Annotated in this window: 14 protein-coding genes; 13 read left to right on the top strand and 1 reads right to left on the bottom strand. The window is 39.4% G+C overall.

The annotated features are described in order from the left end of the window. The first annotated feature begins 102 nt into the window (after positions 1-102). From I2I33_RS16585 to I2I33_RS16565, 5 genes are all read left to right on the top strand, one after another. Positions 103-1824, top strand: a complete 1722-nt coding sequence (locus I2I33_RS16585; protein WP_087419708.1) for a tetratricopeptide repeat protein — start codon at positions 103-105, stop codon at positions 1822-1824. Positions 1825-1945: 121 nt separating this feature from the next. Continuing rightward, on the top strand, positions 1946-3241 hold the full coding sequence (locus I2I33_RS16580) for a TlpA family protein disulfide reductase (protein ID WP_087419709.1): 1296 nt from the start codon (positions 1946-1948) through the stop codon (positions 3239-3241). A gap of 140 nt (positions 3242-3381) precedes the next feature. Next, positions 3382-4065 carry a hypothetical protein gene (locus tag I2I33_RS16575; protein ID WP_087419798.1) on the top strand — a complete coding sequence of 228 codons (684 nt, stop codon included), beginning with the start codon at positions 3382-3384 and terminating at the stop codon, positions 4063-4065. A 161-nt stretch (positions 4066-4226) separates the two neighbouring features. Beyond that, positions 4227-5828, top strand: coding sequence for a sensor histidine kinase (locus I2I33_RS16570; protein ID WP_229128353.1), 1602 nt, complete (start codon positions 4227-4229; stop codon positions 5826-5828). 24 nt (positions 5829-5852) lie between these two features. Continuing rightward, entirely contained in the window at positions 5853-6545 is a 693-nt protein-coding gene (locus I2I33_RS16565) for a response regulator transcription factor (protein WP_087419711.1), read from the top strand. Positions 6546-6599: 54 nt separating this feature from the next. Here I2I33_RS16565 and I2I33_RS16560 read toward each other — a convergent pair whose 3' ends face one another. Further along, positions 6600-12323 carry an alpha-2-macroglobulin family protein gene (locus I2I33_RS16560; RefSeq protein ID WP_087419712.1) on the bottom strand — a complete coding sequence of 1908 codons (5724 nt, stop codon included), beginning with the start codon at positions 12321-12323 and terminating at the stop codon, positions 6600-6602. A gap of 267 nt (positions 12324-12590) precedes the next feature. Between I2I33_RS16560 and I2I33_RS16555 the strand changes: the two genes are divergently transcribed. From I2I33_RS16555 to I2I33_RS16520, 8 genes are all read left to right on the top strand, one after another. Then, complete coding sequence (locus tag I2I33_RS16555) at positions 12591-13169, top strand: RNA polymerase sigma factor (protein ID WP_087419713.1); 579 nt, start codon at positions 12591-12593, stop codon at positions 13167-13169. A gap of 166 nt (positions 13170-13335) precedes the next feature. Then, on the top strand, positions 13336-14532 hold the full coding sequence (locus I2I33_RS16550) for a FecR family protein (protein WP_087419714.1): 1197 nt from the start codon (positions 13336-13338) through the stop codon (positions 14530-14532). Positions 14533-14569: 37 nt separating this feature from the next. After that, positions 14570-17356 carry a TonB-dependent receptor plug domain-containing protein gene (locus I2I33_RS16545; protein WP_087419715.1) on the top strand — a complete coding sequence of 929 codons (2787 nt, stop codon included), beginning with the start codon at positions 14570-14572 and terminating at the stop codon, positions 17354-17356. A gap of 12 nt (positions 17357-17368) precedes the next feature. After that, on the top strand, positions 17369-18751 hold the full coding sequence (locus I2I33_RS16540; RefSeq protein WP_087419716.1) for a RagB/SusD family nutrient uptake outer membrane protein: 1383 nt from the start codon (positions 17369-17371) through the stop codon (positions 18749-18751). 30 nt (positions 18752-18781) lie between these two features. After that, the gene (locus I2I33_RS16535; protein ID WP_229128352.1) at positions 18782-22300 is read left to right on the top strand and encodes a SusC/RagA family TonB-linked outer membrane protein; all 3519 of its coding nucleotides are present in this window, start codon (positions 18782-18784) and stop codon (positions 22298-22300) included. Between the two features lie 12 nt (positions 22301-22312). Further along, entirely contained in the window at positions 22313-23812 is a 1500-nt protein-coding gene (locus I2I33_RS16530; RefSeq protein ID WP_087419717.1) for a RagB/SusD family nutrient uptake outer membrane protein, read from the top strand. Between the two features lie 17 nt (positions 23813-23829). Further along, the gene (locus tag I2I33_RS16525) at positions 23830-24561 is read left to right on the top strand and encodes a DUF4843 domain-containing protein (protein ID WP_229128351.1); all 732 of its coding nucleotides are present in this window, start codon (positions 23830-23832) and stop codon (positions 24559-24561) included. Positions 24562-24575: 14 nt separating this feature from the next. Then, the gene (locus I2I33_RS16520) at positions 24576-26156 is read left to right on the top strand and encodes a PKD-like family lipoprotein (protein WP_087419719.1); all 1581 of its coding nucleotides are present in this window, start codon (positions 24576-24578) and stop codon (positions 26154-26156) included. Positions 26157-26273: the final 117 nt, after the last annotated feature.

The raw sequence follows: 26273 nt of genomic DNA, 5'->3' as shown, positions 1-26273 counted from the left end.
AAAATTTGTGTAGCCTTTTATATATTAATAAAAATTTATACATTTGTTTTGTGAAAAAGGAAGTGAACTAATTTGAGTATTACAATAAAAATTAAGACGAGTATGAAAAAAACATTAGGTTTTGTTGCCGTTGTTGCCTTATCTGGGTTAATAACTGTGTCCTGTTCTTCATTGAATAAAATGAAGAAACGTGCAGGAGAAATCACGTATTCTGTTACTCCGGAGACATTAGTGGCTAAAGGAGGAATGGTTGATTTGAAGATAGACGTAACTTTCCCGGCTAAATATTTTAACAAAAAAGTGGCTATTGAGGCTACCCCTGTATTGCGTTTCAAAGGAGGAGAGAAAGCTTATGAAATGAAAGCTATCCAAGGTGAGAAAGTTCAGGGTAATGCAGAAGTGATTCCTTACGAAGCTGGTAAGACCGTTTCTTACATGAGCCGTATTCCTTACGAGGATGCAATGAGACTTTCTGATTTGGAAATCGATATTACCGGGGCAAAAGGTGCCAAAACCGTGAAATTCGATCCGAGAAAAATTGGCGATGGTGTGATTGCTACTGAAACTTTGGTAGTAAACGCTCCTGCAACTTCAGTCGGAGAGGATAAATTCCAACGGATTATCAAGCAACAGGAAGAGGCTGCTATCTATTATTTGATTAACTCTGCAAACATTCGTTCTAAAGAAATGACTTCTGAAGAAATGAAAAAGTTAGAGGCTTACATCAAAGAAGCTGCAGCGAAAGAAAATATGAACTTGAACGGAATTGATGTTAGATCATACGCTTCTCCTGATGGTGCTTATGATTTCAACGAGAAATTAGCTAACCAACGTGAAAAGAGTTCTTCTACTTTCTTGAAAAAACAAATGAAGAAAGGTAAAGTTGATCAGTATAAAGACGAGAATTTCTTCAAGAATTTCGTTGTAGCTGAAGACTGGGACGGATTCAAGAAAGCTATGGAAGAATCAAATATTCAGGATAAAGAATTGATCCTTCGCGTATTGTCAATGCACTCTGATCCTGAAGTAAGAGAGAGAGAAATCAGAAATATCGCATCTGCTTTCGCAGTTGTTGCTGATCAGATCCTTCCGAAATTAAGAAGATCTTTGTTTGTTGTAAATACCGAATTGATTGGTAAGTCAGACGATGAATTGAAAGCTTTAGCTAAATCAAATCCGGCAGACTTGAATGTAGAAGAATTACTTTATTCTGCTACTTTGTTCGATAATAACAATGATAAATTAGCTATCTATGAGGCTTGTATGAAACAATTCCCGAATGACTGGAGAGGTTTCAACGATGCAGGTATGATTCAATTTGAAATGGGTAATATCGCTGCTGCTCAATCTAATTTCAATAAAGCTAATTCCATGTCAGCTAACAATCCAGTTGTTCAAAACAACTTGGGTGCTGTAGCTTTGAAAAATGGTGATTTGAAACAAGCTGAAATTTATTTTGGTGCTGCTACCGGTGCTGGTGACGAAGTTAACTATAACAAAGGTATCGTGGCTATCAAGAGCGGTGACTATGCTGCTGCTGTAAATTATTTCGGTCAATGCAATTGCGTGAATGCTGCTTTAGCTAACGTGCTTGCTGGAAATAATAACGAGGCGTTGAAGAAATTGAATGCTGAAAACAAAGAATGTCCGATGTCTTATTACTTGAAAGCTGTTATTGGTGCTAGAACCAATGATGCTACTGCAGTAATCGAGAACTTAAGAAAAGCATGTTCTTTGGATGGTTCATTCAAACAATTGGCTGCAACCGATATGGAATTTGCTAAATTCTTTGAAAACAACGACTTCATTGCAATAACAAAATAATTATCTGTTAAGATATGCAAAAAGGCAACCATGCGGTTGCCTTTTTTATTTACCTTTTTTTTAACACATAGTTTTTTGCTGAATATATATCTTTGTATTCTAAAAATTAATGTGTTGACGCATGAGGAGTTTTGTAGGTATAATAATTATTATTCTTTTCGTTGCTTGTACTCGTAATAAAAGCGTGCAAGTGTCGGGCCGGGTAGAGACGGGTGATACTGTTGTTTATTTTCGAGTAAATGATAGCCTTCATAAGTTTCGCTTGGATGAGAAACATTATTTTTCCGGTAAGATAGAACTGGAAAAGGGTACCTATGCTCGTTTCATTCCTTATTCGATTCAAGTTTTTTTAACACCCGGAGAAGATTTAGAAATCAGTATGAATAACGTGAGGAATGTGTCCAATTCCTTGCAGTTTAAAGGTACGTTGAGTGCGATCAATACTTATTTGAAGGAACAACAAAATCGATATCATATTTATGATCCTAATTTATATAAACTGAACGAAAAGGATTTTGTGAATAGGATGCGGGAAAATATTAATACTAGTATCGTTTTGTTAGAGGCAAAGAATTTGGGAGAAGAATTCACAAAACAGGAACGGGAACGGATTAGGTATCGTGTTGCAGAACAGGCAATACATTATCCCCGTAGTCATGTGGCTTTTGATACATTGTATAAACCGGGAGCATTGTATGATAATTTCGTGTCCGAGTTTGACATTAATAACGAAGATATGTTAGCTTTTGATAGCTATCAACGTTTTGTTTTGACTTATATTTATTACAAGGGACAAAATTTCAGTATGCGTCGCTTGGTTAATTATATCCGCTCAAATGTCAATAGTGTAAAGGTTCGGGATTATTTATTATCCGAGGTTGTTTATAATTATTTTCAGGAAAACGGGTTAAAAGATGCCGATTATTTATTAGCAGTATGTTGGAATGAAGTGTCTGACACCAGTAAAATGGTGAAGATAAAACAACTGGTAGATCGCTGGCGTAAGTTGTCTCCAGGGGCTACCGCTCCGAATATTTCTTTACAGGATAGTAACGGAAAGGCATTGTATTTAAAAGATTTGAGGGGTAAATTCCTATACATATCTGTTTGGGCTTCTAGCTATGGAGAGATGGATAAAGAGGTTCAGACTGAGTGGAAAAAACTTGTCGAAGAGTATAAAGATAAGAATATTCTTTTCGCTACTTTTTGCATGGGACCTTCCCAATGGCTGGGACAAGTAAAAAATCTCCCCGGAGAACATTATGTCGTAAACAACACATATGCTTTCTATTCTCGTTATATGGTTACTGTAATGCCCCGCTATATGCTGATTGATCCGGAGGGGCGAATTGTCGATGTTGATGCACCGAAACCATCAAGCTCTGCTAAATTACTTTTAAGAAGTGTGGGGTTATAAATTTTTTTGTATATTTGTCCATGTTTACAGGGGGTAATATTGCTCGCTGTGATGTATGGTTTATTATAAGAGCTTGATAAAATAACAGATGAAATTTACATTCATGATAAGACATGAATGGGAGACAAAACTTATTTACTATGAAAAGATTTAGTTTATTTTTAGTACTTGCCACACTTTTGTTCTGTGCATGCGATAGTGATACGGTAAAAGTACGGGGAGAAGTAGAAGGACTGAACGGAACAGTAAAATTACTAGCAGAGATGCCGGGCGAACCGGGTTTGACGATTTTGGCACAACAAGAGGTGAAAGATGGTAAAATAGATTTAAGAACAGATCAGTTTAAAATCCCGGGAAGAGTATGGGTTGATATTGATGGAAAGGCCACAGTTGAGGCTATTTTGGATACAAAAGATATGATCTGGATCAAAGGTAAAATCAAATTCCCGGATCAAATCGAAGCTGATGGTTCTGGTTTGATGGACGAGTACAAGGAAATCAAGAAGATGTACAAGGAAAGATTTGGTGAAGATATTGCCAAGATCGACAAGCGTATCGAGAAGATCAGCAAGAAAGAGAAACTTTCCAAAGATGACGAGGTTATGTTAGGTATTCACCAGTTGCAAAAACAACGTTTCCTGAAAAAGCAAGCCAATTGGACAAGAGATTTGATTGTTGCTAACCCGCGTAAAGAAATTTCTTTATTTTTGATTAAAGACCAGTTGGTGGATAGTTTGGATTTACAAAAGAAACTGTTCAACAAAATGGCTGTTGAAAATAAAGAAAGTAACATTTATAAAGTGTTAGAGAGCAAACTAAAATAAAGCATAAAACCATTATGGTGGTTTTAATTTTCCCGTTTTTATTACTTAGTTGTTTTTTAGAGGTACCTTACCCGGGTACCTCTTTTTCATGATATTTTCTTTTCAAGTCATTGCATGATGAAATAAAAAATGCTATTTTCGCTGATTGTATATGGCAGCTTATGATTAAAAAAATAATAATCAGAATATTATCTATCATTATGCTTATCGCTTTTATCGCGGTGGTGAGCGTGCAATGGATTTGGATGAAATATAGTATGCGGGAAGGTGAGGCTCGTTTCACCTCAAAGGTGTACGATGTTTTAGGGAAAGCTGTCAATTTGGTTGAGCAAACTAATAATATCCGTCTTTTTAATGATTTGAAAGAACGCTACACGCAGGTGGAGGAAGTTATTTCTACGATGAATCATACTCAGGATTCTGTATTGGCGGATGAAGACCCGGGTAATAACGAAATCTCTCTTTTTTCGCTTGCTTTCTCTAAAGGTAAGGTCGGAGAAGGGCAGGGGGGAAATATCTCTAGCATGTTGAGGATTTTTATGAATCCGGGAGGACGGATGGGCCCCGGTTATATCTTGGAAACAGACCGGGATAATAATATCCTTTATCAAGTGATGCGTTCTGCGACATCGGAGGCCGAGAGATTAGCCGATTCTTTGGAGCGTCAGCGAATGATGGATCTGGTACGGGAGTTTGTGATTCGTTATTTGAGGGAGAAGGACCCGCAGATGGCGCAAGTGGAAAAACGTTTGGAGAATGTTGATCTGAATCCTTACTTGAAAGAGGAAATGATCAATACGGGAATTGATAATCCGTTCACGTGGAAGATCATGACCCGGGAGCAAATCGTACAATATATCAAGGAAAAGGGGACAAAAGGATTCTATTACGTGGAACTGTTTCCCAATGACCAGACTACGAAAGATGCTAACCTGTGTGTGATGTTTGATACGAGAGATTCTCTTTTCTATAATAATATGGGATGGATGTTTATCGCTTCGGGTTTTTGTATTATCGGTTTGATGAGCGTGTTTATTATTACAATCGTGATTATCATGCGGCAACAGAAATTGTCCGTGATCAAGAATGATTTTATCAATAACATGACACACGAGTTTAAGACCCCTTTGGCAACGATTTCACTGGCCACGTCTGCTATTGAGAAAGAGAAGGTGTTGAACGATCGAACACAGATATTGAAGTTTAATTCAATGATCCGTAACGAGAACGAGCGGATGAATAAATACGTGGAAAGAATCTTGTTGCAGGCTAAGCTGGACCGGAGAGAAGTACATTTGAAAAAAGTTCCTGTAAACTTAAACGTGCTGGTGGATGAGGCCGTAGAACATTTCAGATTACAAGTCGAAGAGAAGGGAGGAGTTATTCGAGCCGAACTAGACCCGGAAGGTTATGTAATATCTGCGGACGAGGTACATATGCTGAATGTTGTCTGTAATTTGATTGATAATGCCATCAAATATTCCCATGATTCGTTGAATATATACATATACACGAAACAGGAGGGTAACCGTTTTATTATTGGAGTTCGAGACACGGGAATCGGAATTCCGAAGGAGGCGCAGGACAAGGTGTTCAAACGTTTCTATCGGGTACCTAGCGGGAACGTGCATAACGTGAAAGGGTTCGGATTGGGGTTGAGCTATGCGAAATCGATCGTGGAATTGCATGGCGGAGAGATCCAGTTAACCTCAAAGAAGAATAAGGGAACTCAGGTAGAGATTATTTTTAAAATGGAGAGTTGAAATAGTAAATATAAATAAATAGATATGGGACATAAAATACTCTTGGTAGAAGACGATCCTTGTTTCGGGTCGGTTCTGAAATCTTATTTGGAGTTATCCGATTACGATGTGATACACTGCACGAACGGAGTCGATGGCTTTGAAGCATTTCGTAAGGAAAAGTTCGATTTGTGTCTATTGGATGTGATGATGCCCGAGATGGATGGTTTTACTTTAGGTAAGAAAATCCGGGAGCTGGACGTTACAGTACCTTTCGTGTATATCACCGCTAAAAGTATGAAGGATGACATGAAATTGGGTTACGAGATTGGGGCAGATGATTATATTGTTAAGCCGTTTGATTCCGAATTGTTGATCTTTAAGATTAAAGCTATTCTCAGCCGTTGCGAACATGAAGAAACGGAAGTGAAACCTAAATTGATAGAATTGGGAGCTTACTTGTTTAACACGGAGTTGCGTACGATTACAAAAGGTGATGAAGTTATCAAGTTGACCCCGAAAGAGTCTCGTTTGCTGGAATTATTATATTATCATCGGGATGGTCTGTTACAACGTGATAAGGCGTTGAATGAGATATGGGGAGCCAGCGATTATTTCACGGCCCGTAGTATGGATGTTTACGTGACCAAGTTGAGAAAATATTTTAAAGATGATCCAGCGATCAAAATAGAAAATGTACATGGATCAGGTTTCCGCTTAATTTTGGAAGAGAAATAAATGTGAGACTACAAAAAGAAAAGTTGAGAATCAAATTCTCAACTTTTCTTTTGTTTACTGAACGGTAACACTTCCGGCATCACTATTCGCTGAATATTGTGGAGCATAAATACATTGTAAGGTGGTAATGCCATCTTGATAAGTCCCACTTTGGGCAATCCATACCGTGTATTCGAACACGTGCGTGCCTTTGGGGAGGAAATCAAAGAATAAATTTGTTGCGACATCTGTGGTTTCTTGATAGTATCCAAGATTGTCTTGCCAGCGGTTACCAGATAGCTGTTCAGTAGGTTCGAAACATCCGGCTCTCAAATCTTTCAGATGTACGAATTGCATATCCTGATCATTGGTTACCGTGATGCGGATACAAATTCGGTCTCCGACTTGTAATTCCTGTCCTGCCAGTGGGGTAAGTGTATTGCCATTGGCATTTTCTTTCTGAATGAAAAGATTTTTCTTCACGGAGATACCACCTGAATGACTGGTAATCTTGTCTAATTTTTCAAAGTATTGTAAATATAGACCACCCCAGCTTGTTTGTTGCTGTTTCTTTGAAAGGGTTACGTTCATCATCTTCGGGGTAATTTCTTTACTCGTGAAAGTTTGTTTGATGTAACCGAGTGTTTTTTCTTCCGGGGAAACATTCAGGTTCTTGTTTCCGAGTTTGATAGTCAGTTCTTCTGATGATGCCAATTGATTATTTCCCGTGAGTAACAAGGCATAAATGGCGTCTACCGTACTTGGCGTTGATCCCCAGCTTTGGGTTTGTTTCTGCCGTAATAACCATTGTTTCATCAACTCGGTGTCCATGGAATTTCCTTCGATCTCCCGGAAGGCGCTCATGATGGCCACGTGGGTTTGAATAGTGGAATTCGTGAACAGGGTAGAACGGTTGTTTGCCCAATACATTCCCATTTCGGGGGTTGTCGTGGAATATTCTTTCAGAGAACGGATAATTTGTTTGGCAATATCCGTTTTACCGTAACGTTGCATAGCGATGGCAGTTAAGGCTTTTTCGTAAAGAGAAAGTTTTGTCCATGACGTTTCCAGTTGGCCGAGATAATATTTATGTGCCTCCAGAGCCTCTGTCAGTGGAATATCTCTGTATGCGCTACGTGTGTACAAGTACAAGATTTGAGAATATCCGGCTGTCTTCACGTGTTTGTAGGATTCCTGTATTTGTTTATCCAGGAATTGTAATGCCTTGATTTGCATCTTTTTCACCTGCTCCGGGTGACTTGTGACGTTTAAAGAGACAAGTCTTGCCATAGCTTCCAGCACGTTTTCTGTCATGAAGGTACTGGAATTAAATCCTTTAAACCAAGACCATCCGCCATCTTCATTTTGCAGTTCGGCAAGTTTGTTGATCGCTTGTTGTGAGATGTAATTTTGGCGATTAACATCCAGAAGTTCTCCTAATGAATGCATCTGTTGAGTTTCATTCTGGGCATCGGTTACCCAGGGAGAAAGTTGCAATAGGATAGATTTCAATTCCGGGTTCTTTTCTAACGGAGAGGTTAGGGTGGCATCCGGTTTTTGCATCCACTGCTGGATGGTATTTGTGATCTGCGGGTTTGCGTTGGCAATGGCCGTGGCAAGTGTACTGACATAATAGGATGCCGTGATTTCGGTCACGTTATCTGTTTGTGGTGTGTTTATAGTCGGTAGAGCTAACACTGCATACCATATCGGGTTTGCCGTGAGTTCCAGGGTCAGGCGATACGGGGTGACACCTTTCGGGGCATTCAGCTTGAATGTTTGTTGGCCTTGTTGACTCGTGAATATGGGTAGTGTCTGGGTGACTAAAGTTGCGTTAGGAACCACGGGCAGTACGTGCTGTTCTCCATCACTGAATTCTGAAGAAGAGGCAACAATGCGACAGCCGAGTAAATCCATGTTCTCCGGGGCGGTAAATTCAAAGTTGACGGTTTGATTTTCCTGTGCCTTCACGTTAAACGTTACCTGCTGTTTGCTGATCACGGCATTGGTTGAGGGAACGAATAACTCAAGGTAGGCTTCTCCTTGCTGTATTTCCAACGAGAGATTATTAATTGTGGTTTGTAATACGACTTTATCCCCTGTACGTACGAATCGTGGTAAGTTCGTGTTAACCATGAATTTCTTACTTGTAACGACGAGTTTTTCAATTTGTCCGAACTGCATGGTCGGTGTGTGTGCCAGAGCCATGAATTTCCACGTGGTGGTTGATTCCGGTACTGTAAATTTAATGACCACGTTACCGGTTGAATCTGTCAAGAGTTGAGGGAAGAAAAAGGCTGTTTCTTGGAAATTTTGTCTGATTTCCGGGGAAGCAAGTTCGCCGGCTGCAAAGGCCTCGTCTCCGGATTCTTTAAAAGAAGATAAGCCTCTGGCGTAGAATCTCTGGTCAGAATTTCTTAAGTTGGAAACTCCTGCAACTTTCCCGAAAGCAACAACCGCCACGTCTTCTGTTGTAGTTTCTTTCGCTAAGGCTCCCAATACTCCATCGTATCCTCTTACCATGATCTGTGTCTCGTTAGAGAATCCAAACTGATTTAGGCCATATAGATTTAATACATCATATTCAAATCTGGGGGCATTTGCCCATTTGATGCGTTCGCTTAAATAACCGTTTAGCGGATAGGTAGTATATCTCCATCTGGGGGACATGCTATAAGTGGAGTAGACAGGATTGAAATTCCAATGATGTGGACGAATCTTATCTAAAGAGGCGTCATACATTCCCGCCATCATTTCCGCTATAACGGCTTTTCCTTGTTCTGTTTTGACAATGAATGACCATTCTTCCTGTTGTCCGGGAGTAAGGTGATTTCGGAATGTTTTTGTGGTAATATCCAGTTGTTTGCTTACTTCTTTACGGGTTAAAGTAATGTTTTCCAAGAAGAATTTTCCATCCTTTATATAACTGATGAAAACCTCTGTTGTTGGTCCATAAGTTTCCTTGTAAGGGATAGACAAGGTTGTATTGGAATTATTCAACATGAAGCGTTTGCGTTCCATGAATTTCTGATTGGAATATACCTCGTATAACACATACACGTCTTTAGCGGACGAACCTACCAGAATTTTGGCATCTTCGCCGGGAGCACATTCAGTTTTCTCTTGCACGCACCAGTAGTAAGTAGGATAGGGTGGGCGTGCGTCTTGAGTGGAGTAAAGATAGACAATCCTTTGGTAAGTGATATCTTTATCGTTTCCTGTTCCCGCAAATTTCAATAAGTATGCACCGGAAGGTAAGGATGACAAATTTATTTCCAGTTTTTTGTTTTCTCCGGTAGTGAACGTTCCTTCTCGAACTTTTTTGTCAATGGGTAGATTCCCTTCGTCATATTGCTCTCCTACCTTTTGTAACGGTTTAAGAGAGAGTAGTTCGTACGTGATATTTTCTGTCAAGGGATAACCGAGTTGATTTTGGGTGGTAACTAGAATCTTACTTGGAATATCTTTATTGATTTCAGGGGTAATGAGGGTGTTTAACTGATAACGTTGATTTGTGATGATAATCGGGTATTGTGCCTCCTGAGTTTCCCCGTTGGACGTTGTAACCGTGACGGAAACCGTGTAGGTTTCGAATCCTCTGTATATTGCAGGAGTATTGGGAGATTCTTTCGTTTGGAAAGAGATCTCAAATTCTCCTTTTGCATTCGTTTGTGTTTTTCCTGCTGCAATTGTATTTTCCTGGAGGCCCCAATCAAAAGTACGGGCTTGTACGGTATAGGTAACCTTGCTATTTTCGATGTTGACTCCGGAATAAGTTTTGGCAATACCGGAAACGGTAAGCCGGTCCCCTAATTTGTAGGCATCCTTCAGCGGGTTAAACGTGATCTCGAATTTCGGACGTTTGTACTCTGCCACGGTGATCATTTGGCTACCTCCATCAGTAGAGATGATAAACATACCATTCAACACTTCTTTGGGCAAGGAGAACTTTCCGGCAAAGGAACCGAACTTGTTTGTCCGGACTTCTTGTTTTGCGATAACCTGTTGATTCACGTCTTGTAAAGTTACTGTATAGTTTTTCCCGACAATCGCTTTGGATGCGTCTTGGGTGGCTTCCCAACTGATGCCGCTAAAATATACTATTTGTCCGGGGCGGTATATTGCCCTGTCTGTGAAAAGGTTTACTGATGATGATCGCTCATCCGTACGGCCAAAGTATTGGTAGGGAAGGCGATTTATCGTGCCGTGATTATCTTCTCCCAAGGTTACTTGGTAATAATTGTCAGGATTGGATTCATTCAACGTGGCAATCCCGTTTCTGTCGGAAGAAAATTCTCCTGCGAGACTGTACTTTTGTCCGTTTCTCTTGTAGATTTTTACTTTTGCCCCTTCGATAGGTTCCCCGCTAATGAGATCACAAACGAGGACATTATAAGTTGTTTCTCCCGTTTTGCGGGCGATGGTAGATAGACGGCTGGAACTGAAATAGGATGAGTCCGCTTTGGGATTATTTGCGTAAGACACGGTTAACTGGTAGCGTCCCGTGTTAGGTACGGGAAGTCGTAGAATCGTGTCCTGAGAATCCAGTCGCTTGGGAAGACGATACGTGTGAGTTGATATTTTTTCCAGTTTCGGAACTCTTTTGTTCAAATTCAGGTATTCCAGAGTGGGTTCCGTGATTTTGTACAGCGAGATTGAAATCTCTGATAAGTTCTTGAAGGAAAGGTTCACCTCTTGTTTGTGTCCCGGGTACACGTTGGGATTTATAGAATAAGATACGGTAGTTTGGGTGATTTCCTTGGCTAATTGTTTTAAAACGTCTATCCGGAAATACTTGGGGAACTGGCGTATCCCGCTATTACATATATCCAAGGCTTTTTGAGGATCTCTATTGATTGAAATATAACTTCCTTGGTAATAATATTGGGCAAGTTCGTAAAGAATTTCAACTTTGTAAGGGTTTTTGCTATATTGTTGTGACAATTGTTCTAAAGCCTGAATGTATAAAGAATCGTTCAGACTTAAACCGATGATATTGTTCACATACTCCAAACGGTCCAGATCGGAAATAAGAATTGCATCCGTGCGTTGAGCCGCAATCTCGGATTGTAATAATGATTGATAAAGTTTGAGCGTGTTTGAATAAGCATCCATCTTTTTTACCTCGATGGGCATTTGTACAAATTCTTTCATCGGGGCGAACAGTAGTTGCTTGTTCGTGATAGCTTCTTGTTTATCGTAACGAGAAATAGTGTTTAGAATATCAATACTGCGATACACAAGGAAATCGTACATCGTCGGACGAAGTGCCGGTGAGTTTTTCCCAAGTACGAGAATTTCTTTGTACGAGAGGCAATTTACCTCGGAGAGTTGGGGTTGGGCTTTTACCGCATCCAGTGCGTGTTGGAATATTTTTTCTCGATATATGTTACCTGTCCATTCTGACATATTACGGGGTACGTAACCCGTGATTGGTGTTCTACGGTTGATCTTGCCTTGCTGGGTATTGAAGTACATTTGATAAAGTTCTGCCAATAACGAGTGGAGAATACTTTTTTCAACAATATTCTGGTCTGTTTCTATGTATTCTTCCAAGTTTTGTAACATGGGAGGAATACTGTCCATGTCAATCAAAGATTGGTATTTGATCTGGCGGATTAATGATTGAATCAGTAATGGAGAATTTTTTTCTTTTACTGCTTTCTGATAATCCTTTTGCGCCTCGATTAAGGCTGTTTTCGGTGCTGCCTCTTTTTCTTTGTCGGAAACATTTTTTTGTCCGAAAGCGGCAAGTACGCCGAATATTAATACCGTGATAATAAGTAATCTTTTCATCATATCGTTATCTGTTTAATTATTCTTTTCCTTTCTATGTTTATTCGCAATTCCCGGGGGAAATGTTATTACATAGATGCGGGGAGAACAGAAATTCCATAAATGTAAGATAAATAATTGAAGTTTTTTAGAATTATGTAATTGATATTAAGTCGAGAAATTTAAATTTTTGGATATTGGTGAATTTTACTATATATTTGTGACGATGGAAATAATAGCGTGATCTATTGATTATTAGTGATTTATATATATACTTTTACATTTTAGAGAATGATGAATCGGCTCACGGAAAAAGTCTTGTTTGAAAAATTGCAACAAGGAGATCAAAAGGTTCTGAAGAATTTCTTTGATGATACCTTTGCTTTGTTTGTTGCTTTTGCTCAAGATTTTTTAGGGCGAGATGATGCTTGTGAGGATATTGTACAGGATACTTTTGTTACTTTTTGGGAGCAGAAAGAGTCCTTTGAAAATATCTACTATGTAAAGGCGTTTTTTTATAAGACAATACGTCATAAATGCTTGAATCATATCCGCCATCGGAGGATTGCCTCTAAATATGCAGATTCCGTTCAAAAGACTCAAGGAGAGCTTGAAAGTACAACTTATTATGTGGATGCTGTTATTCAAGAGGAAGCATCTCGAATGGTGTATGAAGAAATTTTAAAATTGTCTGAAGTCGGTCGACAAGTGATGTTGTTGGCATTAGAAGGATATTCTAATGATGAGATTGCAGAAAAGTTGGGAATCTCGGTGAATACGGTCAGGACACACAAGGCACGAGCTTATCAATATCTTCGGGGACGTCTGAATGAATTACGAATCTTGCTTCTCTTGTTGCAGCCATGGTAGCGTAATGTCGTGGTGATTTTTAGAATATTTTATATTTGAGTCGTTTGTAATCCATTGATAATTACTTCTGTGTAAATAATTCTTTAAAAAAATGTCGTTTTTTTAAAGAAAGGTGTCGTCTTGTTTTTTCTTACGAGTGTTGTAGGCATTGAAAAGGAGAAATAAGATGATGAAAAAGATTGTTGATGTAATTAAATTAGGAGAGAGTGTTGGAAGAAAACTGTCTGATAATGCGACTGAAACAGATAAACGGAGAATTTCTGATTGGGATGAAACCGCATCTGGTAAAGAGGAGGTGTTAGAAAAATTATCAGACCCGGATTATATCCAAGAAAAAACATTGTATTATAAAAGTTTTGATATAGCGGGAGCCTGGAAACGGGCAAAAGTCCGGAAATTGGCTCAACAGAAGAGCATGCACTCTAAGATGCGGAAGTTGGTCTGGGGTGCTGCGGCAGCTGTGACCGTTTTGTTGAGTGCTACCGTTTATTTGTTTCAACAGGATGACATTGTAAAGGAAAATGTGGAGGTCCATCAAGCGATTGCCAATATATTACCGGGACGTGGAGTTCCTGTTTTATATCTTGATGATGATAGACAGATTGCCTTGAATGCAGACACATTAGATATTGAAGGAACAAGAGGTATAGAAGTTGGAAAGAAAATGATCACTTATTCAAAAGATCAGATCGAAAAAGAAGAAAAATACAATAAAATTGTTGTTCCTAAGGGCGGAGAATTTCATCTGGTATTGGCTGATGGCAGTGAAATCTGGTTAAATGCAGAATCTACATTGCAATATTTTGTGCATGATATAGCAAAGGAACGTGTTGTATATCTTCAAGGGGAGGCTTATTTTAAAATTGCTAAAAACGAGCAACGTCCTTTTAAGATTATTTCCGGCGAGCATGAGGTGAAAGTGTTAGGGACAGAGTTTAATGTTAATGCTTATTTAGGGGCTCCGATGATCTACACCACGTTAATTGAAGGGAAAGTAAACGTGGGTGTGGTTAATCGCCCGGATATAGGGCAAGTTCTACAAGAAAATGGTAGACAGAGTGTTTATAACCCGAACAATAAGAGTATCTCTTTACGCCATGTTGATCCTCGGATTTATACAGCTTGGAAGGATGGTTATTTTATTTTTAGATATTCGACGTTGAGGGAGGTTATGCAACAACTATCTCGATGGTATGATTTTGAATATGAGGTACCTGATATGCTTTTGGATAAATACCATTTCTCCGGAGAGTTTAAACGTTTTGATAATCTTGATCGAGTGCTTGAAATTATTCGCTCGACAGGTATTCCTTTCGTTTTAGACATTAAAAATGGTAAAGTAATTATTCGGGAAGAAGCATAATAACTGTTTATACTTAAATCAATTAATTCATTAACTTATGATTAAACTTTTGCGAGGGAAAAAAAGAAAGTATCCTGGAAAAAGTCGAAATAACATTTTTGTTTGGCGAGCTATTTTCGGGGTCATGATTCTGGTTGGAAGTTCTGTATTGGTGGCAGCACAGACCGGAATAAAGAAAAATGTACAAACTCGTGATGAGAAGGCAATCCTTGGAAATAGTTTCAGTGGGAATCAATTGAAACGTTTTCATCCGACTAATCTCTTGAAAGCTTTGCAGGTAGTGGAACCCTCTATGATAATAGATAGGGCTGAGGAGTGGTATGGCTCTGATCCTAATTACGTACCGTCTGAAATTACTTTTCGAGGTGTAAAAACAATTTTGGGAAAAGAGGGAGGAGTGTTACCATTGATTATTGTTGATGGCTATGAAATATCGATGGATCGCTTGGCTGATTTCGATATAAATCGGGTGGAACGTGTAACCATTCTTAAAGATGCAACCGGAACAGCTATTTATGGTGTCCGGGCCGGGAATGGTGTAATCGCAATTACAACTAAAAAAATGCAAGCAGGAAGTCTTCGCTTGTATTATCGTTTTGATGGAGGAATTGATGTTGCAGATCTGAGTAGTTACGATATAATGAATGCTTCTCAGAAACTGGCATTAGAGAAAAGTATGGGTATGTACGATGGGAATGATGCTCTTTATCAAGAGCGGCTGAAAAATGGTAACACGAATTGGTTGAAAGTACCTCTACAAACACCATTCCGGCATAAACATCAACTTGAGATAGAGGGAGGGGACAGTTCAATTTTGTATCGGGCCTATTTCTTGGCTACACCGGGTAATAAAGGTGTCATGAAGGGCTCTAAGCGGGATCATTATGCTATCGGAACCCGTTTAGATTATCGAAATAGTAAGTTATATGTTTCTGATGAGTTACGTATAGATGTGATTTATGGAAAAGAGTCTCCTTATGGTGTATTTCAGGATTATATGTTGATTAATCCATATTATCGTAAGGGAAGTGGGGGACAACACTCCGCATCTGTTATGGGAGAGGGAACTTTTAGTGAACAAGTATCCCCGTATTATGAGGCCTCTTTATCCAGTTTTTCAAAATCGAGAGCTACAAGGGTAATGAATACCTTGAATATGACTTGGCAGATTATGGAACATCTGGAGTTATCTGGTAATTTCACTTTTACCAAAGATTTTAATAAGTTCGATCAGTATATTTCTTTTAAATCGGAATATTTTAGTGATCTACCTTTAGATAGTGCCGAGCTAGCCGGTCAATATAAAATTCGTCGGGAAAATACCACAATTTATGAAGAAGATTTGGTTTTAAATTATTCGAATCAGTTTGATCGTCACCATTTGAACGTGTCATTAGGGATTCACGGGTATGCGGCAAAAGATTATAGTGATAATTATATAGGTGTTGGTTTGCCTAGTGATCATATGGACTATATTTCTTTTGCAAAGACTTATGCGTTTAATACAAGACCGGGAGGCCGGGAGGCATTTGATCGTCTTTTTAGCGGATATTTAAGTGGTAGCTATAATTTTGATCAGCGTTATGGGGTGGATGTTAGCCTACGGGCGGACAAGTCATCTCGTTTAGCTCCTAAAAAACGAGTTACAATGGCTTGGTCCGTGGGGGGATATTGGAATGTTCGTAACGAGAAATTCCTGCAAGAGAGCAATGTTCTAAATCAACTTGTATTGTCGGCAGGTATTGGTATGACTCCGGGATTCCAGTTCGATTACGATCAAGTGAATCCAATGTATGCTTATGATATTGATAATCCTTATTTGAATGCAACAAGTAGCTCCAATAAATTGGGTTTAGTGACATTGAATCCGATCAATGATTATAATAAAAAATTGAAATGGAGAAGTGATCATAACTTCTATGTTGGAATCCGGTTTACTCTGTTCGACCACTTATCAGCAAACGTACGCTATTACAATACGTTGAGTAAGGATGTTGTTACCCGGATAAAGGATAATGTTGTAAATGGCTCCGCTTGGAAATGGAATAATGGGGGAGAGATTCGGAATAGCGGGTTAGAGTTTGGGTTAAATGCAGACATATTGAAAGATGTAAACGGGTTGTCTTTAGGGTTTTTATGGAATGGAACATTCAATAAAAATAAACTGGAAACTTGCCCGAATGATTTTATGGCTGAGTGGAATGAAAGTAATCAAACATCAACTCTTCAGCTAAAGGAAGGAAAAGCGGTCAATGCGATTTATGCCGTAGATTCAAAGGGAATTGATGCACAAACAGGTAAAGAAATCTTCATTACACAGAATGGAACCGAAACGAATCAATGGGAGGCAACTAACTTGGTCTACCAAGGAGATCCGACTCCTAAGTTGGCAGGTAGTTTTGGTTTATTGGGAAGTCTGAGAAATTGGAGTTTTAATTGTATGTTCCGTTATTCTTTCGGATCTAAGATATACAATATAACGGCGGTGAGATACGTGGATGAGGCCTCTATTGGACAAAACGGACCGGTTGATATGATGGATAAATGGCAAAAGGCCGGGGATCAGACCGAATATTTAGGCTTTGATAATTCCACGACGTTACCAACATCTCGTTTTGTTGAGTCAAGGAATATGATTTCTTTAGCATCTTTACGGGTGGATTATCAATTTGATAAAAATCTGGCAAATAAATTATATATGCAGGATTTGCATCTTGGATTAAGTTGTAATGATTTATTCCATTATTCATCGGTTAAAATGCCTAGAGGGTTGATTTATCCTTTTGCCCGCAGTTTCACGTTGTCACTTCAAGCTACCTTTTAAAAAGAAATAATTATGAAGAAATTACTATATATGGTAGTGGCGGTATTGGCGCTAAGTTCATGTAACAATTGGTTTGATGTCGCCCCGAAAGAGGAATACATAGATGAGGACGCTTTGTTCAGTAGTGAATCTGCATTTCGTAATGCACTGAATGGGATTTACACGGAATTACGTTCATCTGAGTTGTTTGGTTCAAATTTAGGTTTAGGGGGAATAGAGTTTATGGGACAAACTCTTGTACCTGATTCAGAATTGAAACCGATTGCAGAATTTGATTACGATTCTCGGATCATGAAAGAAAAAATAGAGCAGGTTTGGGCATCCATGTACCATGCGATCTATTCATGCAATAATTTGCTCCGGTTATTCGATAAGAATCAAGATGTGATTTTTATAAAAGGAGCGAGAGAAGTCATGTTGGCAGAATTGAAAGTGTTGCGGGTAGCTATGCATTATGATTTGGTTCGCTTGTTCCATCCGGCATATACCTCTGAGCCTTCTTTTAAAGGCATATATTGGAAAGAGAGTACGGGGGATGAACTGCAACAATTGTCTACGCAAGAATTGTGTACGAAAATGTTAGCTCAATTGACAGAGGCGATTGCAATTCTGAAAAAATATGATCCTATTTATACTGGTGAATCTTTGAATTCAGATGGGTTGTTCGGAATGGCACCTTCTAATCGGGTGTGGAAAATGAATTATTATGCAGCTTTAGGATTAAAAGCACGTATTGCATTAGCGTTAGGGACGGAAGCCGGATACCTTGATGCCCGGGCTTGTGTGGATGAAATCCTTGAAGGCGGATATTTTTCTTTTGCAACTTCTGCCGGGACTGATTTGGCATTTTCTAGAGAGCATTTGTTGGGGTTACCTTCTCCGAAAGAGGGATTACAAGCATTAGGATACACCTTATTCCGAGACAAAGGGGTCGTTTTATCTCCTATTGTGCAGGTTGAGGAATGGAAACAGGAAGCTCCTGATGATATTCGTTTCAGGTCAATGAATAATACTTTACAAAACTTACTTCCTAAATATGATAGTTTAAGTATTGCCGTGTTTAGTGGGGCGCCGCAACAGATTCCCTATATCAAGTTCGGAGAGATTTATTTAATAGGTGCGGAGGCAGCTCTAAAATTGAATGACCTCTCCGGGGCGTATGCTTACTTGAGTACGTTTGTGGATAAGCGTTTCTCCAAGACTTCTATCGTGGAAACTTCAACAGCCACGGAACTTATGGAAGAGATTGAAAGACAGTATATACGGGAATTTTTGGGAGAAGGGCAGTTGTTCTATTGCTATAAACGTTGGAATTTATCCTCTATTCCGTCTTATGATGGTCGGAATTTAGAGATGACAAAGGCTAAGTATGTGTGGCCGATTCCTGCGAATTAACTCTATTTATGGAATTGTAAATGGAATAAGATGATGAAGGAAAAATTAGATAATTTGATCAAGATCAGGAATAGAGAGGGATATATCCTGAAAGTTATTTTGGGTGTATGCTTGTTTCTCTTTTTGCAAGGGACAATGGTAACCCGAAGTTATGCCCAGACGACAAAGGTGAATCTGAATGTACAAAATGTGGAATTGGAATCTGTGTTTATGATGATTCAGCAACAAGTCGGATATAAAGTATTTTATAATAATGAATTGGTGGATGCCAAACAAAAAGTGTCAATACGGGTGACGGATGTATCGCTGGATAGTGCATTACACACATTACTTGCCCCTTTGGATATGACTTACAAGCTTGTAAATAAAACAATCGTTGTATCCAATTTAAAACCGGTTACGGCTAAAACTCAGCCGGAACTTTTGGAAATTACAGGTTTTGTAAAAGATAAGAAGGGTATGCCAATACCGGGAGTAACTGTGATTTACAAGAGTACGCCTACGCTAGGACGGGCTACTGACGAAAAAGGTTTCTACCGGATTTTAGTTCCTTCTTTGGATGGAGAATTGGTTTTCTCTTTTATCGGAATGAAAACACAAACTGTAGCAATAAAAAAACGAGTAAAGATAGATGTTACGATGGTGGAGGAAGCGACAGAGATGGATGAGGTTATCGTAACAGGGTATGTTCCGAAAGCAAAAAATAGTTTTACGGGAACAGCCGTACAAGTGAAAGGAGATGATTTACGTAAGGTTAATCCGACAAATCTATTTGCCGCTCTGAAAGTATTTGACCCGTCTTTTGCCGTTTTGGATGATGAAGGAATGTTTGGATCTGACCCTAATAGAGTTCCGGACAAAATAGAGATTCGGGGCCAGAATAGTATGCCTGACATTTCACAGGGCAACTTACAGACTTATACTTCTTTGCCGATTTTTATTATGGATGACTTTCAGATTACTGTTCAACAAGTATTTGACTTGGATATGAATCGGGTGCAATCCGTGACGATTTTGAAGGATGCAGCGGCAGCATCTATCTATGGTTCCCGTGCTGCTAATGGTGTCATTGTGATTGAAACGAAAGTGCCGGAAGGTGGAAAATTACGTTTCTCTTACACTTTCAACGGAAGTATTCAGGTGCCTGACTTGACTTCTTATAATTTGATGAATGCGTCTGAATTATTGGAGTATTTTGAAAAAGCCCAGCTTTTCAATAATGGAAATAAAGGAGATAATACCTCTACGAATATTTATGAAGATTTGGTCGGGGGAAATCCGGGGCGTCAAAACTTGTACACCTTGCTATCTAAAGAAGTCGAGAATGGTGTGGATTCCTATTGGTTGTCTCAGCCACTTCAGACATCTGTTCAACATTCCCATTCTTTGATGTTAGAAGGTGGCGTGCGGTTTGGTGAGAAAGACCGGAGAAGTATGCGTTATCAAGTAAATTTGTCGGCAGCCCCGAGTAATGGCGTTATGAAAGGCTCAAAGCGAGATCGTTATGGAGCTGGATTGAAATTATTGTACAATGATCTTCATGTGCAAATAACAAGTGACATACAAGTTGCTTTAGTGAAGAATACAGACTCTCCTTATGGAAGTTTCTCAACGTATTCAAATTTGTTACCTATCTATCGGATGAAAGATGAGAATGGGAAATACTTCCCCAGACTTTCTTACGAGAATATTCCAGCCTACGAGGGACTGCCTGCCCCGGATTTTACGGGAAGTACTTTTTCAGCCCAATTGAATCCGCTTTATGAGGCGAAATATCTGAATAGCTTCAGTAGAGGGGAGACAACAAATCTGACTTACAATCTGGGCTTAAACTGGGAAGTCATAGAAGGATTACGAGTAAGAAGTACTTTCTCTATTAGTAATGTACAGGATAAAGCCGAAGTGTATCGTTCTCCTCTTTCAGCGGATTTCTTTGACTATACCTCCGTGACAGACGGGGAGGAAACGAATGACGGGTATAATTTGGAGAATATCTACAAACGGGGAACTTATACGATGACAAATTCATCCCAGTTTGATTATTATGGTAGTATAAATGTTTCATATACCAAGTCATTCGGGAGACATTTGGTACAAGGAATCGTGGGGGGAGAACTGAAAGAGACGAATTCTGAGAGTGATGCATACAAGACCGTTGGTTTCTTGGATGACCCTCTAGGATACCCTTCTTACGCCGTGCAATTTGATTCCTATACAGGACCTTCTGGAAGTAGTTCTATTTCTCGTTCAGCCGGAATGTTTGCGAACTTCAATTATTCATGGGATAATCGTTACTTGATAGACTTGACGGGACGTATAGACGGTTCATCTAATTTTGCAAGTAAACAACGTTCAGCGCCTTTCTGGTCAGCCGGAGTTCGTTGGAATATTTATAATGAGAAATTTATGAAGACTCATGGTTGGTTTGAAAACTTGGCTGTTCGAGCAAATATTGGTACCGTGGGGAATCAGAATTTCCAGTTGAGTCAGATCATGACGCTTTATAATTTCTTGAAAATGTATGATGGGGTAATGGGAGCTGAGATTATGTCGATTGCAAACCCGGAATTGAAATGGCAAACTACTTTAAATCGTAACATTGGATTGGAATTTAGTTTATTACAAGGTTTAGTGAACTTGGATTTCAATTACTACTCAAATATAACAAAGAACAATTTGACGGATATTGCGATTTTACCTTCTACCGGTTTCTCTACTTATAAAGCGAATATGGGTAAAGTACGTAACCAAGGGTATGAGTTTAGCTTGAGTATAACTCCGATCAAGAAGAATGGTTGGATTGTCAATGCTTTTGTGAATGGCGCTCATAACAAGAATAAGTTATTAAATATTTCTGATGCTTTAAGAGATTATAATGAAGTGATTAAAGAAAATCAGACAGCCCATTTGAATTATGCGGGGTATACTCAATTGGAACGAATTTTCTTATTTGAGGAAGGGCAATCTCTGAATTCGATCTTTGCCGTGCGTTCAATGGAAATTGATCCGGGAACAGGGCAGGAGATTTTTGTTACGGCAGATGGTGTTCAGACATTCCAATGGAATGCTGCAGATCAAGTTGTCGTTGGGAACACGGAACCGACCTTGAAAGGGTATTTTGGTCTTAATGTTGACTATAAGCGCTGGAGTTTCGGGGCTAATTTCCAATATTCTTTCGGGGCGGATCGTTACAACAAGACTTTATACGAGAAGATCGAAGGAGGTAATTTTGCTCAAAACGCAGATCGCCGGGCTTTAACTCAGCGTTGGACCAAACCGGGAGATGTAGCCAAATATCGGGGGTATGGAAATACGGGTCAATTGAAACCCACGTCTCGTTTCGTTCAAAAAGATGATTTCTTGTCCATGACATCAGCGAGATTGAGTTATACATTAAATGCAAATGATTTACAGTCGCTTGGCATTTCGTTGTTAAAGTTCACGCTTTCAACAAATGATCTGTTCTATGTTTCAACAATTAAGCAAGAACGTGGATTGTCTTACCCGTTTGCCCGTACCTTCTATTTTTCATTACAAGCTAATTTTTAAAAGAGAAAGCGTATGAAGAGAATATGTGTTTTATTAACTATAGCGTTCGGACTTCTTCTGTTTAGTTCTTGTGGAGATTGGCTGGATGTACTTCCGAAGTCTCAAATGACGGAAGAGGGGATTTTTGATAATGAAGACGGTTATTATTCGGCATTAGCCGGTATATACGTGAAAATGGCAGATAAAAGCGCCTATGGAAAACATATGACGGTAAGCTCGGTTGAAATCATGGGACAAACGTTGTCTATGGCTCAGGCTTCATTTATTGAACCTTATTATGATCAGGGATGGTTTAATGGGCTGGCAACTTATTATTATGAACGGACAACTCGTTTTAATCAAGTGGAGGATGCAATAACGGGAATGTGGAAAGCGTCCTATAATGCAATTGCAAATGCCAATGAATTGATTTCTAATTTGGAGAAGCAAGATCCTTCGATTTTTGAGGAAGGAGCGAGAGATGTCGTGTTGGGAGAGGCTCTTGCTTTGCGAGCTTATATCCATTTTGATATGTTACGTCTGTTCCAGCCTCCTTATCTAACGGAGGAAGGAAAAACTCAGAAACGAATTCCGTACAAAACGGATTTTGGAATGGAATTTACCCCTTCATCATCATCTGATGAAATATTGGGTTATTTGGTTGGGGACTTGGAGCGTGCGGAAAAGTTATTGAAAGATACCGACCCAATTTCTTCCGGGAAAACTTATAATGCAACCATTTTAAAGAGTGAACGCAAATATAAGATGAACTACTATGCAGTAAGAGCATTGCAAGCGCGGGTTTATCTTTTTAAAGGAGAGTATAAAGCTGCCTATGATGCAGCTATGGAGGTTATTGGTGCGGCAGAAGGTCTGGGTATTCGGTTCTTGACAAATGCGGACTTGGGGAGTACGGATTCCGGTAATAATTACGTGAATCGGAGTTGTCCAATGGAAAATATCTTTGGCTTGCTTGTCGATGAGTTAGGGGATTATATCGAAGAGGACCACACGACAGGGAATTCTTATTATGAACGTTTCCGGTTACAATCAACCCGTTACCCGAAATTCTATTCTTCCACGGGTGACATCCGGATTACGGCATGGAAAAAAGGTTCCGGTTCAAGTATGTATTTGGCAAAATATGAACGCCCTACATTAAAGAAAGATTTGGCTCTTTTCCCGCGGCCTATTGTTTCTATGTTGAAATTAGGAGAAATGTACCTGATTGCGGCAGAAGGTGCCGCGGAATCTGTCTCTACCGGAGAGGCGATTCGTTTGTTGAACATCTTGCAACAATCTCGTAACGGAGGAATATTCACGAGTGATGATAAAGAGGCGATTATCTCGGAAATATTGAAAGAATATCGACGTGAAATGATCGGAGATGGACAGGTGTTCTATGCGTATAAACGACGTAATGTGCCGGAAATTGAAAAGGGGTATGCTACAAGTGGTGTTGTTACCATGTCGGTTGAAAAATATACCCCTGATATTCCGACGACAGAGTTTGATGGTGGAAGAACGTATTAACTTAAAAACGAGAAATGATGGAGACTATAAAACTATTGATTTTTTGTTTGTTACTTGGTGGTTGCATAAATGCGTGCAGTAGAGATGAGATCATGATTTTTAAGGAAGAGCAAAATAGTTTGAATTTCCCTAAATACCAGTATCTTTCTACGACCTACAAATATGATAGCCTTCAATTTTCTTCCGTGTTCAGTGGAGGAAATGAAGTGGCTGATTTTTATATTCCTATTCGTGTGGCAGGATCGGTGTCAGATCAAGATCGTGAATATAGATTGCGGGTGAATCCGGAAGAAACATTTGGTATCAAGGAGAATACTCATTATACCTTGGAAACAACACAATTATTTCGAGCCGGAAGATATATAGATTCAACCGTGGTGAAAATCAATGTACAGGCAATAAAAGATGATGCAGTTGAAGGAAGAATATATATAGAGTTGGTTCCTAATGAGAACTTTGTACGTGGTTTAGATTTTTATCAATACATGATTGTAAACGTATCTGGAGTGGGATTAAGTAGTCAGCCCACTCTCTGGCGAACCAATTCTTTAGATACCTATGGTGGGACCTATTCGTCCGTGAAAGCGGAAAAGTTTATTGAACTGAATGGTATATTGGAAGAAGACTGGAAAGCTCCTAATAAGGCAATACTCTACGCTTATGCGAAGAAAACTTACGAATGGTTTGAGAATAACCCGACGTATGACAATGGCGAGTTAGTGGTATTTAAAGGAACGATAGAATATTGAAAAAAAACAGGTCTATGAAAGTGATAAAAGATTTTATATGTATGTCCTTTGTTTTGATGCTGATCATTACGGGATGTTACGAGGATAAGGGGAGTTATAACTATTCCGAGTGGACGGGTATTGATTCCGTGACCGGAGTAGAAATTCCGGGAAGTTCTTACGGACGAATCTCTTTGTCCGAGGGAGAACTTTTAGAGATAGATCCTAAAATCACCTTTAAGGAGGGGACGAATCCTAATGATTTTGAGTATGCATGGGTTATGGGGGGTGACACTATCGGAACCAGTCTGAAGCTTTCTTGGGAAGTTGCTTTTGGGAATATCGAATTCTTGAGTGGTGAGGCTTATTTCTGGTTGGCTATTCGTAATAAAGTGACCGGGGAAAGCTGGAAACATTATGCTACTTCCAATAATGGTGCTTATATGGTAAAGGTCAAGATTGTCCCGACGGCGATTCCGTTGATTGGAGTGATGATTTACGAGAAGGCCGATGGAACCCTTGAATGGGGATCTATTAAAGGAAGTAACCGGGCAGCTCCGCAACAATTTACAACGGTTTTCACCGAAATGTTTAAACGTTATAATTCGGATAAAGTAATCAAAGGCCCGTTTGTCGGGGCAACGTTTGATACAAGACAATTAAGTATTTACACGCAAGATCCGGATGGATATGGCACGATGATTCAGGCTGCGGATGGACAAACGTACCCGTTTGGTCAGGTAATGGGTTCTGTTCAAAGTCTTACTTTCACGGAGAAACCGACGGCTGTTGTAAAGGCTAAAAATGCTTATTTCAACCATATGCAGGAAATATTGATCGGAAACGAATTGTTCCTTTCTACCATGAATAGTGATTATCCCTATCAGTTAATCAATCCGAATTCTCCGGGTGAAGAGACGGGAGTGGAGCAAGTAATTGGGGCTTTGCCGTATAATCGTAATGCTCCCGTGACCTTACAACGCTTAACGGATGGTAGTATCTATTATTATTTCTACAATGCCAATAAAGGATATAGTCGTCAGCCTTTGTTCGATGGCAATGGGGAGGTCGTGAGATTGGATAAAATGGTTGGGTTATACCATGAGCCGACAGGACAATCGAATACCAAATTGAAATTCTTCCTTGTGGGCAAAAAAGGCAATGAATATAAGATGTATATTTACGAATATCAACAATTTGCAAGAGCAACAGATGTTATTTCTTACCTATCGGAAAAAGATGTGACCCAATGGGCAGGTGGAATGACGGATAACGCTATTTGGTTCACCACGGTTCTGCCTGTTGGTTGGAACTATGCTTACATTGCCAAGGGTAAAGATTTGTGGCGGTATAGTTATGAAGGGTTGGAAACTCCCACTATTGTCAAGAGTTTCCCGGATGATATTGTGTCGGTTGTACCGACACCGAATGCATCTCTTTTCGGAGATGATGAAAGTAATGAGTTATACACGGCAGTATTTACTTATAATTCAACAACTCAGACAGGATCAATGTACATTATCAACCCTCGTACAACGGTTGTGGAAGAATTCGCATCGAGCGAGAACTCCATACCGGGTAAGGTATTGATGTACCTGCCTTATTTGTCGAATTAAGTTATTCGAGTGATTGAAATTTATTGTGTTTTGGAAATAAATTAAGAGGGACAGGCTCGTGGTTATCAAGGCTATCGGAGGTAGCCTGTCCACCTCTAATCTTTTTCTTATAGGTAT

This window comes from Butyricimonas sp. BSD2780061689_150309_C8, assembly GCF_015560935.1.
Taxonomy (GTDB): domain Bacteria; phylum Bacteroidota; class Bacteroidia; order Bacteroidales; family Marinifilaceae; genus Butyricimonas; species Butyricimonas paravirosa.
The sequence above is the reverse complement of the archived record's forward strand: the minus strand, read 5'-3'. Positions and strand labels throughout refer to the sequence as shown.